Raw genomic sequence first — 12,909 nt, 5'->3', positions numbered from 1 at the left:
CGTCGTGAGAGTGCGAGCGGAGCGTCAGTCGTGCTTGGCGCCGAAGACGATCTCGTCCCAGCTGGGCACCGAGGCGCGGCCACGGCGCGGGCGGCGCTCGCCGTTCGCGGGGGTCCGGGGTGACGCCGCCGAGGGAGCGGTGCGCGTCGTCGGCGTCTCCACGGTGTCCCGCGGGGCCTCCTCGCGCTTGGGTGCCCCGAAGCCGGTCTCTGCCTGACGCGCCTTCGCGGCCGGACCGAAGCCCTCGAACCCCTCGTCCTCGTCGTCGAGCACCGGCTCCTCACGCGTGCCTCGGCGCTCGGCGAGGTCCTCGAGCAGCAGCTCGGTCGCGCTCGGAGCCTCGACCTCGGGCACGGGAGCGGTGGGCTGGGCCGGACGCGCGGGATGCGCGATGACCTCGTCGGCCTCGGCCTCACCGCGCACGGCGGACAGGTGACGCTTGGGGATGGGGACGTCGAGCAGCTCGGTCTCGGTGAGCCACCGTGCCTCGTCGTCCTGCGCGGACAGCGAGCGGCCCTGGTGGTCGAAGGTCCACAGGGCGCGCACCGACCTGCCGTCGGCGTGGAAATCCACGCAGACCTTCCATGGCTCGTCGATCTCGCGCCACGCGTCCCACTCGAGCGCGTCCGCGTCGACGCCGCGCTGGGCGAGGCGGTCCGCCACGAGGTCGCCGAGGATCGGGGCACCCGTGTCGGTGCCGATGCGGGTGTCGCGGGCGAGCGCCACGATGTAGCCGCGCTCTGCGATCACCGGGGCCTCGAACTTCACGAGCGCCTCGACGGGCTCGCCGGACAGCTCTGCCAGCTCGGCCGCGGTGAGCCCTGCGCGGATGCGCTGCTGGATCTCACGGGGAGTCATGCTGCTGGACCTCGCCTCGGTCCTGGGCGCCGTCTCGCGGGTGCGCGCAGCGGCGTGCCGCACCGCCTGGCGCAGCTCGTCTGTCACAGCAAGGCGGAACTCGTGGCCGTCGTCGTCAGCGAGGATGAGGTGCTGAGCGTCGTCGGCCGGTCCCACCACATGGAGCTCGGTCATGCCCTCAGGGTGCCACGGCGTGCCGCGACCCGCGCGCACGCCACGCGGTGCGGCAGGATGGATGCATGACCGAGCCCCTCGCCCTCCTGGAAGTCGCCGCCCGTCTCGCCCAGGAGGCGGGCGATCTCGTGGTCCGCGGACGCGAGGGCGCGCGGATCGCGGGGACCAAGTCATCAGCGGCCGACATCGTGACCGAGATGGATCTCGCCGCCGAGCGCCTCCTCAGGGATCGCCTCGCGGAGCTCAGGCCGGACGATGGCATCCTCGGCGAGGAGGGCGACGACGTCGCCTCGCGCTCCGGCATCACCTGGGTGCTCGACCCGATCGACGGCACGGTCAACTATGCGTACGGCATCCCGTACTACGGCGTGTCGGTCGCCGCGGTGTCCGGGCCGCCGCGCACGCACGAGTGGACGCAGCTCGCGGGGGCGATCAGCACGGGCAGCGGGGAGCTGTGGACCGCCGCGAAGGGGGAGGGCGCGTGGCGCGATGGCGAGCCGTTGCGCCGGGTCAGCGCACCGCCGCTCGCGACCACGCTCGTCGCCACCGGATTCCAGTACGTGCCCGAGCTGCGCGCCCAGCAGGGCCGGGTCGTCGCGGGGCTGCTGCCCGAGGTGCGGGACATCCGCCGCATGGGCGCGGCGGCGCTCGACCTGTGCCATGCCGCGGCGGGGATCGTCGACGCCTACTACGAGCATCGGATCAACGCATGGGACATGGCCGCGGGCGGCCTGGTCGCGGCCGAGGCGGGGCTGAAGGTGGCTGGGCTCGACGGCGGTCCCGCGGATGAGCGGCTCGTGATCGCCGCCCATCCCGACGTGTGGTCCGATCTCCAGCAGGCGCTCCTGGCGGCGGGCGCGGCCGAGGTGGGCTGAGGCGCCAGGCACGCCGTGCCGCCCACAGGTGGCGCCGTGCCCGCTTTTGGTGCAGAATGCACGCGCCTGCGGGAACAAAACTCCACCGCGGAGCATTCTTGAGGCACTCACACTGCCGCGAAGGGACCGATGCCAGCATGGCTACCGATTACGACGCACCTCGCAAGACCGACGACGAGATCTCCGCTGACTCCATCGAGGAGCTCAAGGCCCGCCGTGCCGACAAGTCGTCGGGCGTCGTCGACGAGGACGAGACCGAGGCCGCAGAGGGCTTCGAGCTCCCCGGCGCCGACCTGTCGGGCGAGGAGCTCTCGGTTCGAGTCCTCCCGGCCCAGCAGGACGAGTTCACCTGCATGAGCTGCTTCCTCGTCCACCACCGCAGCCAGCTCGCCGAGTTCAAGGGCGACGACCCGATCTGCTCGGAGTGCGCGGGCTGACGGCCCGGGAGCACCGACCGCATGACTGACGTCGACGTGCTGCTGAGCACGACCTCCCCGGACGTCCCGATCCCCGCGTACTCCCACCCGGGAGACGCGGGGGCCGACCTCACCACGCGCATCGCCCTGACCCTTGGGCCGGGCGAGCGCGCTACCGTGCCGACCGGGGTCAAGATCGCGCTGCCCGACGGCTATGTCGCCCTTGTGCACCCTCGCTCGGGACTCGCGTCCAAGAAGGGCATCACGGTGGTGAACGCGCCCGGCACCGTCGACGCGGGCTACCGCGGCGAGGTCGCCGTGACGCTCCTCAACACCGACGCGACCACGCCTGTCACCTTCGAGGTGGGCGACCGCATCGCGCAGCTGGTCATCCAGCGCGTCGAGCGGGCCCGCTTCATCGAGGTCGAGCACCTTCCCGGCTCGCACCGGGGCGAGGGCGGCTTCGGGTCCACCGGCGTCGAGACCGGGCAGGCCTCCGCGTGAGCGGCGCGATGCTGCTCGACACGGTCACGCCCGCGCGCGATCTCGAGCCGCGGAGCCTCGCCCGCGTCTCGGGCAGGATCGTCGCCGTCCAGGTCGAGCCAGCGGACGCGGCGCCCAAGGTGATCGTGCGAGTCGACGACGGCACTGGCTTCGTCCACGCCGTCTTCATGGGCCGCCGCGAGATGCCCGGCATCGAGCCGGGCCGCCAGCTCGACCTCGAGGGACGCGTGTGCGAGACCGCCGCCGAGCCCAAGATCTACAACCCGCGCTACGAGATCCGATGACCGCCGACGACGAGCGCAAGCAGGGCATGGCGTCGCTGCTCGACTCGGACGAGTTCTCCCTCCACGAGGCGATCGGCGGGTGGCGGGGGTTCGTCGAGTCGTCGCTTCCCGGCGTGGTCTTCGTGGTCACGTTCCTCATCTGGGGCGGATTCCGGGTGCCCGTGGTCGCGTCGGTGGCCACGGTCGCGATCATGGTGGTCGCGCGCCTCATCGGCCGCACCCCGATCACCCAGGCGCTCTCCGGCGTCGTCGGCGTCGCGCTCGGCGCGGTCTGGGCGTGGAGGGCGGGAGACGCGGGCGAGTACTTCGTGCCCGGGCTGTGGATCAACGCCGGCTACCTGGTCGCGGTGCTCGTGTCGATGCTCGTCCGCTGGCCCATCGTCGGCGTGATCATGGCGCTGCTCCAGGGCCGAGGCTCGTCCTGGAGGAAGGAGCCCGCGACGCTCGCCCGCTACCAGTGGGCGACCGCGCTGCTCGCGGGGATGTTCGCGCTCAAGCTCCTCGTCCAGGTGCCGCTGTACCTCGCGGACAAGGTCGCCCTGCTCGGCACGGCGAAACTCGCGATGGGATTGCCGCTCTTCGCGCTGACGCTGTGGGCTATCTGGTTCCTGGTGCGGACCCCAGCACATCCTGAAGAGCCTGAGGCTCCGCTTCCGCCGACACGATGAACAGCAGCTCGTCCCCGGCCTCGAGGGTGTCCTCGGGGGTGGGGGCGATCGTGCGGTCGCCGCGGATGATGCAGGACAGCACCGTCTCGGCGGGCCAAGGGATCTCCCGCATGAGCGCGCCGACGACCGGCGAGGTCTTCGGAAGCGTCACCTCGATGATCGACGCGCCCGACTGATGGAAGGTGAAGACCTTCACCAGGTCGCCCACCGACACGGCCTCCTCGACCATGGCCGTCATGATGCGCGGCGTCGACACGGCGACGTCGACGCCCCACTGCGTGTCGTACATCCACTCGTTGCGCGGGTTGTTCACGCGCGCGACCGTGCGCGGCACCGCGAACTCGGTCTTGGCCAGGAACGACACGACGAGGTTGGCCTTGTCGTCGCCCGTCGCGGCCACGACGACGTCCATCTCCTCGACAGCCGCCTCGCGCAGCGCGGCCAGCTCGCACGCATCGGCGAGCATCCACTCGGCCTGCGGCACCTGGGCCACACGCATCGCGGTGGGCTGGTTGTCCATGAGCAGGACCTCGTGGCCGTGCGCGATCAGGTCGGACGCGATCGAGCGCCCCACGGAGCCCGCTCCGCAGATCAGCACCTTCATCGTTCGCCTCCCGGGCGTCGGGCGGCGACCCGCTGCGCGGCGGACGCCACCGAGTCGGGCACGGCGAAGTAGGCCTCATCTCCCGACTGGATCAGGGTCGAGTCCTCGGGCAGCACGCACTCGCCGAAGCGGACGACGTACGCGAGCCGCGTGCCCATCGCCTTCTCGATCTCCGCGTAGCGCGTGCCGATCCACTCGGCGTTGACGGCGATGCGCCGCACCGCGACGCCGACCGCGGGGTCGTGGAACACCTCGTCCACGCCGCCGGGAAGCATGCGATCGACCATCTGCGCCGCGGTCCACGGCACGGGGGCGACGGTCGGGATGCCGAGGCGCCGGTACACCTCGGCGCGACCAGGGTCTGCGATGCGCGCGACCACGTTGTCGACGCCGTAGGTCTCGCGGACGACGCGCGCGGCGAGGATGTTGGAGTTGTCGCCGCTCGAGACGGCGGCGAAGGCGTAGGCGTCCTCGACGCCCGCGGACGACAGCGTCTCGCGGTCGAAGCCGATCCCGGTGATCTTCTGTCCCTGGAAATCGGCGGGGAGGCGACGGAACGCGTCGGCGGCCTGATCGATGATCGCCACGGAGTGTCCGCGCGCCTCGAACTCCGCCGCCAGCGACGCGCCGGTGCGACCGCAGCCGAGGATCACGATATGCACAAGCCCACACGCTATACCCGCCAGCCCTAGGATGGTGCGACGTGCGAGGGTTTCTGAGGAAGATGAAGGGCCTCGTGTTCGGCAGCCCGGTGGCTACCGACCGCGCGACGCCGGTGCTGCTGCGTACGCGATTGGCGCTTCCGGTGTTCGGCGCGGGGCTGCTGTCGGCGGTCGCGTACGCGCCCGACGCGATCATCTCCTCGCTGCGCAGCGGCGGCCAGCAGACGGCGTCCATGGCCGTGGGGCTCGGTGTGGTCGCGATCCTGCTGCTGCTCGCGGTCGCGTACGGCTCCAATGTGCGCAGCCGACCCGACGAGCGTGCCGACTACGGACTCGTGCGCGAGGTGCTCGGATCGGGCCCCGGCCTCGTGACGGGCGCGGCGCTGCTCGTGGACTACCTGTTCACGGTGGCCGTCTCGGTGTCCGCGATCACGGGCATCGTCGTCTACATCGTCCCTCAGGCGGACGGCTGGCAGCGCGTGGTCGGCGTGAGCGTCATCGCGATCATGACTCTTCTCAGCCTGCGAGGCATCCGTGACCGGACGCGCGTGCTGCTCGCCGTGTGGTTCGGGTTCCTCGTGGTCATCGGCGTGCTCGTCGTGGTCGGGGTCGCGTTCCCCGCGCTCGAGATCACCGCCCCCGAGCCTCCCGAGGTCACGCGCTCCGTCTTCCTGGCCTTCGCGGGAGCGATCTCGTCCGGCGCGGTGATGGTCACGGGAATCGAGCACCTCGCGTCATCGGGGCCGTATCACGCGCCGCCCCGCGGGCTGCGCGCGGGCCGGACCGTGCTGATCGCCGCAGTGGCGGCGAGCGCGGCCTTCCTCGCCGTGATCTGGCTCGCGTGGCGCTTCCGCGTGACCGGCTGGGTGCAGGGACCGGTGCTGCTGCAGGTGACCGACCGCGTCACCGATCAGCCCTCCGCGGTCTGGATCGTGGGACTGGCCGCAGCCGGAATCCTCTACGCCGCCGCGTCGGCCGTGTTCCGACGGTTCTCGAACCTCGCCTCGCTGCTGTCGCGCGACGCGTACCTTCCTCGCCAGCTGTCGATGGCCAACGACCGCTTCGTGTTCCGCGGCGGTGTCCTCACTGTCGCCTTCGCGTCCGCCTTCGTCGTGATCGCGGCCGATGCGGACCTGCTGGTGCTCGTGCACATGTACGTCATCGGCGTCTTCGCGTCGATCGTGCTGAGCCAGGTCGCGATGGTGCGCCACTTCAGCGCGGTGCTCGAGCGCGAGGGCTCGGCGAGCAGGCGGCGGGAGCAGCACGTGCGGCGGGCGCTCCACGCGGTCGCCGCGCTCGTGGCGCTCATGGTGTGGATCATCGTCGTCATCTTCAACTTCCTTGCCGGAGCCTGGGTTGCGATCGCCGCGATGGTCCTCCTCGTGGTGCTCATGCGGGCCATCCATGTGCATTACGCCCGCATGAAGGAGGACGTCCAGCTGACTCCCGAGGACCGCTCGGACGCCCTGCCGAGCGCGACCCATGGCGTCGTGCTCATCGCCCAGCTGCACCGTCCCGCGATGCGCGCGCTCGCCGTCGCCAAGGCCGCGCGCCACTCGCGGCTCGAGGCGGTCGCAGTCGCGACCGACAAGCACGCCGCCAAGGAGCTCCAGCGCCAATGGGGACGCCGCACCATGGGGATGCCGCTCATCGTGCTCGACTCCCCGTACCGCGATCTGGCAGGGCCGGTGCTCAAGCACGTGCGCCATCTGCATCGCGAGAGCCCGCGCGACGTGGTCGTGGTCTACGTGCCCGAGTACGTCGTGGGACGCTGGTGGGAGCGGTTCCTGCACAACAAGGCGACCGAGCGCCTGCGCGAGCAGCTCCTGCACGTGCCCAACGTCGTCGTGTCGGCGGTGCCGTGGCAGCTCGAGTCGGCACGTGCCAGGGCGACGGAGATCGCGGCCGTGCAGGAGTCGGGCAACCAGGAGCCGCGCCCGCAGGGGCCGAACGGGGAGAGGGCGTCATGACCGCACGGATCACGGTCGAGGTCGGGTCACCCGCGCACGGCGGCCACTGCGTCGCGCGGCACGAGGGACGCGCGGTGTTCGTGCGCGACGCCCTGCCGGGAGAGACGGTCGTCGCGGAGGTCGCCGACGACGCGCCCGACGCGCGCTTCTGGAGGGCCGAGACGGTCGAGGTGCTCGAGGCATCGCCCGACCGTGTCGCGCATCCCTGGCCCGAGGCGGGCGCCGGGGGAGTGGGCGGCGCCGAGCTCGGACATGCGTCCCTCGAGGCGCAGCGGCGGTGGAAGCACTCCGTGCTCGTGGAGTCGTTCGAGCGCTTCGCCGGTGTCCCCTTCGAGGGCGAGGTGCACCCCGCCCCCGGGGACGACGCGCGTGGCGGGCTCGCGTACCGCACTCGCGTGAGCGCGACGGCAGGCGATGACGGGCGTCCCTCGATGGTCGTCCCCTCCACGGGAGAGAGGCGAGCCCTCATCGAGATGCCGCTCGCGGTGTCCGAGGCGGAGACGGCGCTCCTCAAGGCACGCGCCACGCCGGGCACCCGCATCGACGTGACCGCGACGTCGACGGGCGAGATCGTGGTGACCACCTCGGGAGGCGAGGCCCGGAGACTGTGGCTGAACGAGGCCGTCGTCCATGGCGAGGGCGAGCTCGCCTACAAGGTGCGCGCCGCCGACTTCTGGCAGGTGCACCGCGAGGCCCCCGGGGTCCTCGTGGACGCCGTGATGTCCAGGCTCCTCCCGCAGGGTCCCGTGCTGGATCTGTACTCGGGCGCCGGGCTGCTCGCGCTGCCCGTCGCCGTGGCGGGCCGCCCCGTCGTGGCCGTCGAGGCCCCCGAGCATGGCAAGGTGCCTCCCGCGCTCGCCGCGAACCTCAAGGGACGCCCCGGCGCGGAGGCGGTCGGCGCCGACGTCCGCCAGTTCCTCATGCGCGAGGCGACCTCGCGGGACTGGTCTGAGGCCAGCATCGTCCTCGATCCGCCCCGCGCCGGCGCGAAGGCGCGCAACATCGCCGCCCTCGCGGCGCTCGGCGCGCCCCGCATCGTCTACGTCGCGTGCGATCCCGTCGCGCTCGCGCGCGACACCGCGCTGTTGCGCGACGCGGGCTACGACCTCATCGAGGCGCAGGCGCATGACCTGTTCCCGATGACGCATCACATCGAGACCGTCGCCTCCTTCGCAGCGAGGTGACGTGACGCGCGGCCGCGCGCTCAGGGCGATGACACGTCACACGCGGCTAGGATGAATCCGATCGAGAGCACTGGAGGAGCCGCATGAGCGTGAACACCCTGGGAGCCAAGGCAACCCTGGCCGTGGGAGACCGGAACTACGAGATCTACCGGCTGGACGCCGTGCAGGGGCTGGAGAAGCTCCCGTACTCCCTCAAGGTGCTCGCCGAGGCGCTGCTGCGCACCGAGGACGGCGCGAACATCACCGCCGACCACGTCAAGGCGCTCGCAGAGTGGGATCCGTCGGCCGAGCCCGACACTGAGATCCAGTTCACGCCCGCGCGCGTCGTGATGCAGGACTTCACGGGCGTGCCGTGCGTCGTCGACCTTGCCACGATGCGCGAGGCCGTCGCCGAGCTCGGCGGCGACCCGACCGTGATCAACCCGCTCGCGCCCGCCGAGATGGTCATCGACCACTCGGTCGTGATCGACATCTTCGGACGCAAGGACGCGCTCGAGCTCAACACTGCGCTCGAGTACCAGCGCAACCGCGAGCGCTACCAGTTCCTGCGCTGGGGCCAGACCGCGTTCGACAACTTCAAGGTCGTGCCCCCGGGCACCGGAATCGTCCACCAGGTCAACCTCGAGTACCTGGCGCGCGGCGTCATGACCAAGGATGCCGACGGCGTCACCCAGGCCTACCCCGACTCGTGCGTCGGCACCGACTCGCACACGACGATGATCAACGGCCTGGGCGTGCTCGGCTGGGGCGTCGGCGGCATCGAGGCCGAGGCCGCGATGCTCGGCCAGCCCGTGTCGATGCTCATCCCGCGCGTCGTCGGCTTCAAGCTCTCGGGCGCGATCCCCGCCGGCGCGACCGCGACCGACGTCGTGCTCACGATCACCGAGATGCTGCGCCAGCACGGCGTGGTCGGCAAGTTCGTCGAGTTCTACGGCGAGGGCGTCGGCGCGGTGCCGCTGGCCAACCGCGCCACGATCGGCAACATGAGCCCCGAGTTCGGCTCGACCGCCGCGATCTTCCCGATCGACGACGTCACGATCGACTACCTGCGCCTCACGGGCCGCTCGGCCGACCAGGTCGCGCTCGTCGAGGCGTATGCCAAGGAGCAGGGGATGTGGCACGACCCGTCCGCGCCCGGCTACGTCGAGCCCACCTTCTCGGAGTACCTCGAGCTGGACCTGTCGACCGTCGTGCCGTCGATCGCCGGGCCGAAGCGTCCGCAGGACCGCGTGGCGCTGTCCGAGTCCAAGCCGCAGTTCGAGAAGGCGATCTCGCAGGTCCGCGCGGGTGACGCGAAGGACGCGACCTACGTCAACGAGGCCGGCGAGACCGTGCCGCTCAAGGATGGCGACGTCGTCATCGCCTCGATCACCTCGTGCACCAACACGTCGAACCCGTCGGTGATGCTCGCCGCGGCGCTGCTCGCGCGCAACGCCAACGAGAAGGGCCTCGCGTCCAAGCCGTGGGTCAAGACCTCGATGGCGCCTGGCTCGCAGGTCGTCACCGACTACTACGAGAAGGCCGGGCTGTGGCCCGACCTCGAGGCGCTCGGATTCCACCTCGTGGGCTACGGCTGCACCACCTGCATCGGCAACTCGGGTCCGCTTCCCGAGCCCGTGTCCGGCGCGGTCAACGAGCACGACCTCACGGTCGTCTCGGTGCTGTCCGGAAACCGCAACTTCGAGGGCCGCATCAACCCCGACGTGAAGATGAACTACCTCGCGTCGCCGCCGCTCGTCATCGCGTACGCGCTCGCCGGGACCATGGACTTCGACTTCGAGACCCAGGCGCTCGGCCAGGACGCGGACGGCGCCGACGTCTACCTCAAGGACATCTGGCCCGATGCCGCCGAGGTCGAGTCGATCGTCGGCTCGTCCATCACGCAGGAGATGTTCGAGAAGGACTACGCGGACGTCTTCGCCGGCGACGCCAGCTGGCAGGGCCTGCCCACGCCGGACGGCAAGACGTTCGACTGGGAGGACTCCTCCACCTATGTGCGCAAGCCCCCGTACTTCGAGGGCATGGGCATCGCGCCGGAGCCGGTCGAGGACATCGCCGGCGCACGCGTGCTCGCGCTGCTGGGCGACTCGGTCACGACCGACCACATCTCGCCCGCCGGTTCGATCAAGGCGGACAGCCCGGCAGGGAAGTACCTCGCCGAGCACGGTGTCGAGCGTCGGGACTTCAACTCGTACGGCTCGCGCCGCGGCAACCACGAGGTGATGATCCGCGGCACGTTCGCGAACATCCGCCTCAAGAACCTGCTTCTCGCCGACGCCGAGGGCAACGTCGTCGAGGGCGGCTTCACCAAGGACCACCTCACGGGCGAGCAGACGACGATCTACGACGCCTCCGTCGCGTACGCCGAGGCCGGCATCCCGCTCGTGGTGCTCGCGGGTAAGGAGTACGGCTCGGGCTCGTCGCGCGACTGGGCGGCCAAGGGCACGCGCCTGCTGGGCGTCCGCGCGGTCATCACCGAGAGCTTCGAGCGCATCCACCGGTCGAACCTGATCGGCATGGGCGTGCTCCCGCTCCAGTTCCCCGCGGGGGAGTCGGCCGCCTCGATCGGCCTCGACGGCACCGAGACGTTCGACATCTCGGGCGTCACGGCATTCAGCGCCGGCGAGCACCCGAAGACGCTTCCCGTGAAGGCGACCAAGGCGGACGGCTCGGTCGTCGAGTTCGACGCCGTGGTGCGCATCGACACCCCCGGCGAGGCCGATTACTTCCGCAACGGCGGCATCCTGCAGTACGTGCTCCGCTCCCTCGTGAACGCCTGATCCGGCGTTCGCGGTGGGGGCGCGACCGCGTAAGGTGGTGTGACCCCGAAGCGAGAAGTAAGGAGTGAGCGTGCTGGAGCGCATCGAGTCGCCGCAGGATCTGCGGGGACTCACGTACGAGGAGCTGGGCGAGCTCGCGGAGGAGATCAGGGACACCCTGGTCGACTCGGTGTCGCGCACGGGCGGCCATCTGGGCCCCAACCTCGGCGTGGTCGAGCTCACTCTCGCGCTGCACCGCGTCTTCGAGTCCCCTCGCGACTCCCTGGTGTTCGACACGGGTCACCAGTCGTACGTGCACAAGCTCGTCACGGGCCGGCGGGACTTCTCGGGGCTGCGCCAGCGCGGCGGGCTCTCCGGCTACCCGTCGCGGACCGAGAGCGAGCACGACGTCGTCGAGAACTCCCACGCGTCGACCGCGGTGTCGTGGGCCGCGGGGATCGGTCGCGCGAACTCGCTCAAGGGTGCCGACGACCGGGCCGCGGTCGCGGTGATCGGTGACGGGGCGCTCACGGGCGGCATGGCCTGGGAGGCGCTCAACTCGCTCGCGGACAGCGACGACCGCGTCGTGATCGTGGTCAACGACAACGGCCGTTCGTACGCGCCCACGATCGGCGGTCTTGCACGCAAGCTCGACGGCGTCCGCGTCGACCCGCGGTACGAGCAGTTCCTGGGCTGGGGCAAGCGCACGTTCGCGGGCCGCGGGCGGCTGCGCACGTTCGCGTATCACACCGTCATGCACGGCAAGCGGGCGCTCAAGGGTCTGCTCACGGACCAGGGCATGTTCGAGGACCTCGGTCTCAAGTACATCGGACCCATCGACGGGCACGACCAGCGCCACGTCGAGCTCGCCCTGCGGCAGGCGCGGGACTACGGCGCCCCGGTGCTCGTGCACGTGCTCACGCAGAAGGGCCGTGGCTACTCGCCCGCCGAGCAGGACGTCGCCGACCGGTTCCACGCCGTCGGGCAGATCCACCCCGAGACCGGACTGCCCGTGGTCCCGTCGCGCTTCGGGTGGACCAAGGTGTTCGCCGACGAGATGGTGAAGGTCGGCAGGGAGCGGGACGACGTGGTGGCGCTCACCGCCGCGATGCTCGCACCCGTGGGGCTGCAGCCGTTCGCGGACGAGTTCCCCGATAGGGTCATCGACGTCGGCATCGCGGAGCAGCACGCGGTCACGAGCGCCGCCGGACTCGCCTTCGCGGGCATGCATCCCGTCGTCGCCGTCTACGCAACCTTCCTGAACCGCGCGTTCGACCAGGTGCTCATGGACGTCGCCCTGCACAAGGCCGGGGTCACGTTCATGCTCGACCGCGCCGGCATCACCGGCGACGACGGCGCGAGCCACAACGGCATGTGGGACATGGCGCTGTTGAGGCATGTCCCGGGGCTGCGGCTCGCTGCGCCGAGGGACGAGGCGACCTTGCGGTCCGCGTTCCGCGAGGCCCTCGACGTGGACGATGCGCCGACCGTCGTGCGCTACCCGAAGGGCGCCGTGGGGGACAGCCTCCCGGCCCTGCGCCGCGTGGAGGACGTCGAGATCCTCGCCGAGCTCGGCGAGGGGGCCGCGCAGGTGGTCGTGCTCGGAGTGGGCGCGATGGCGTCCACTGCGGTCGAGGTGGCGGGCAAGCTCGCTGCAGAGGGCCGTGCGGTGGTCGCCGCGACCGCGACGTGGGTGCGACCGGTGCCCGAGGGACTGCTCGAGGTGCTCGGCGATGCCGAGCTGGTCGTCACGGTCGAGGACGGCCTCACCGATGCCGGTGTCGGCCAGGAGTGGGCGGAGTTCGCGCGCCTCGCGGGTCGCACCGCGCGCTGGACGCACCACGGCGTGCCGCGCGAGTTCCTGGACCACGCGAGCCGGGCGCAGATCGTGGAGAGCATCGGGCTCGACCCGTCGGCGATCGCCGAGAAGGTCGGCGCGCTGCTGTCGTAG

Annotated in this window: 12 protein-coding genes; 9 read left to right on the top strand and 3 right to left on the bottom strand. The window is 71.1% G+C overall.

Going from position 1 to position 12,909, the window contains the following annotated elements; genetic code table 11:
- Positions 1–24 precede the first annotated feature (24 nt).
- Positions 25–1,032 (bottom strand): septation protein SepH, encoded by a 1,008-nt coding sequence (sepH, locus tag B7K23_RS11160; RefSeq protein WP_084126649.1) that lies wholly within the window; start codon positions 1,030–1,032, stop codon positions 25–27.
- A 65-nt stretch (positions 1,033–1,097) separates the two neighbouring features.
- On the opposite strand from sepH, the gene B7K23_RS11155 reads away from it, so the two are divergent.
- The 5 genes from B7K23_RS11155 to B7K23_RS11135 all read left to right on the top strand — a co-directional run bounded on the left by B7K23_RS11155 (position 1,098) and on the right by B7K23_RS11135 (position 3,779).
- On the top strand, positions 1,098–1,907 hold the full coding sequence (locus B7K23_RS11155; RefSeq protein WP_084126648.1) for an inositol monophosphatase family protein: 810 nt from the start codon (positions 1,098–1,100) through the stop codon (positions 1,905–1,907).
- Between the two features lie 137 nt (positions 1,908–2,044).
- A complete protein-coding gene (locus B7K23_RS11150; RefSeq protein ID WP_084126647.1) occupies positions 2,045–2,344 on the top strand; it encodes a DUF4193 domain-containing protein in 300 nt (99 codons plus the stop codon).
- A 21-nt stretch (positions 2,345–2,365) separates the two neighbouring features.
- A complete protein-coding gene (gene dut / locus B7K23_RS11145) occupies positions 2,366–2,827 on the top strand; it encodes a dUTP diphosphatase (RefSeq protein WP_084126646.1) in 462 nt (153 codons plus the stop codon).
- Positions 2,824–3,111 carry an OB-fold nucleic acid binding domain-containing protein gene (locus B7K23_RS11140; RefSeq protein ID WP_143338246.1) on the top strand — a complete coding sequence of 96 codons (288 nt, stop codon included), beginning with the start codon at positions 2,824–2,826 and terminating at the stop codon, positions 3,109–3,111. The genes dut and B7K23_RS11140 overlap by 4 nt, the downstream gene beginning before the upstream one ends.
- Positions 3,108–3,779, top strand: coding sequence for a DUF3159 domain-containing protein (locus B7K23_RS11135; RefSeq protein WP_084126644.1), 672 nt, complete (start codon positions 3,108–3,110; stop codon positions 3,777–3,779). Before B7K23_RS11140 ends, B7K23_RS11135 begins: the two co-directional genes overlap by 4 nt.
- Here B7K23_RS11135 and B7K23_RS11130 read toward each other — a convergent pair.
- On the bottom strand, positions 3,709–4,383 hold the full coding sequence (locus B7K23_RS11130) for a TrkA family potassium uptake protein (protein WP_084126643.1): 675 nt from the start codon (positions 4,381–4,383) through the stop codon (positions 3,709–3,711). The genes B7K23_RS11135 and B7K23_RS11130 overlap by 71 nt on opposite strands.
- Entirely contained in the window at positions 4,380–5,045 is a 666-nt protein-coding gene (locus B7K23_RS11125) for a TrkA family potassium uptake protein (RefSeq protein WP_084126642.1), read from the bottom strand. The genes B7K23_RS11130 and B7K23_RS11125 overlap by 4 nt, the downstream gene beginning before the upstream one ends.
- Positions 5,046–5,086: 41 nt before the next feature.
- On the opposite strand from B7K23_RS11125, the gene B7K23_RS11120 reads away from it, so the two are divergent.
- The 4 genes from B7K23_RS11120 (at position 5,087) to dxs (ending at position 12,909) form a co-directional block, all read left to right on the top strand.
- A complete protein-coding gene (locus tag B7K23_RS11120; protein ID WP_234996507.1) occupies positions 5,087–7,015 on the top strand; it encodes an APC family permease in 1,929 nt (642 codons plus the stop codon).
- Positions 7,012–8,199, top strand: coding sequence for a class I SAM-dependent RNA methyltransferase (locus B7K23_RS11115; protein WP_084126640.1), 1,188 nt, complete (start codon positions 7,012–7,014; stop codon positions 8,197–8,199). The genes B7K23_RS11120 and B7K23_RS11115 overlap by 4 nt, the downstream gene beginning before the upstream one ends.
- Positions 8,200–8,282: 83 nt before the next feature.
- Positions 8,283–10,979, top strand: a complete 2,697-nt coding sequence (gene acnA / locus B7K23_RS11110; RefSeq protein ID WP_084126639.1) for an aconitate hydratase AcnA — start codon at positions 8,283–8,285, stop codon at positions 10,977–10,979.
- 64 nt (positions 10,980–11,043) lie between these two features.
- Positions 11,044–12,909 (top strand): 1-deoxy-D-xylulose-5-phosphate synthase, encoded by a 1,866-nt coding sequence (dxs, locus tag B7K23_RS11105; protein WP_084126638.1) that lies wholly within the window; start codon positions 11,044–11,046, stop codon positions 12,907–12,909.

This window comes from Demequina sp. NBRC 110054 (genome assembly GCF_002090115.1).
In the GTDB taxonomy this organism is placed as follows: domain Bacteria; phylum Actinomycetota; class Actinomycetes; order Actinomycetales; family Demequinaceae; genus Demequina.
The sequence above is the reverse complement of the archived record's forward strand: the minus strand, read 5'-3'. Positions and strand labels throughout refer to the sequence as shown.

What these genes read in the sequence shown, in the direction of transcription:
- sepH (WP_084126649.1), bottom strand. Translation starts at nt 1,032, where the DNA reads ATGACCGAGCTCCATGTGGTGGGACCGGCCGACGACGCTCAGCACCTC.
- B7K23_RS11155 (WP_084126648.1), top strand. Translation starts at nt 1,098, where the DNA reads ATGACCGAGCCCCTCGCCCTCCTGGAAGTCGCCGCCCGTCTCGCCCAG.
- B7K23_RS11150 (WP_084126647.1), top strand. Translation starts at nt 2,045, where the DNA reads ATGGCTACCGATTACGACGCACCTCGCAAGACCGACGACGAGATCTCC.
- dut (WP_084126646.1), top strand. Translation starts at nt 2,366, where the DNA reads ATGACTGACGTCGACGTGCTGCTGAGCACGACCTCCCCGGACGTCCCG.
- B7K23_RS11135 (WP_084126644.1), top strand. Translation starts at nt 3,108, where the DNA reads ATGACCGCCGACGACGAGCGCAAGCAGGGCATGGCGTCGCTGCTCGAC.
- B7K23_RS11130 (WP_084126643.1), bottom strand. Translation starts at nt 4,383, where the DNA reads ATGAAGGTGCTGATCTGCGGAGCGGGCTCCGTGGGGCGCTCGATCGCG.
- B7K23_RS11115 (WP_084126640.1), top strand. Translation starts at nt 7,012, where the DNA reads ATGACCGCACGGATCACGGTCGAGGTCGGGTCACCCGCGCACGGCGGC.
- acnA (WP_084126639.1), top strand. Translation starts at nt 8,283, where the DNA reads ATGAGCGTGAACACCCTGGGAGCCAAGGCAACCCTGGCCGTGGGAGAC.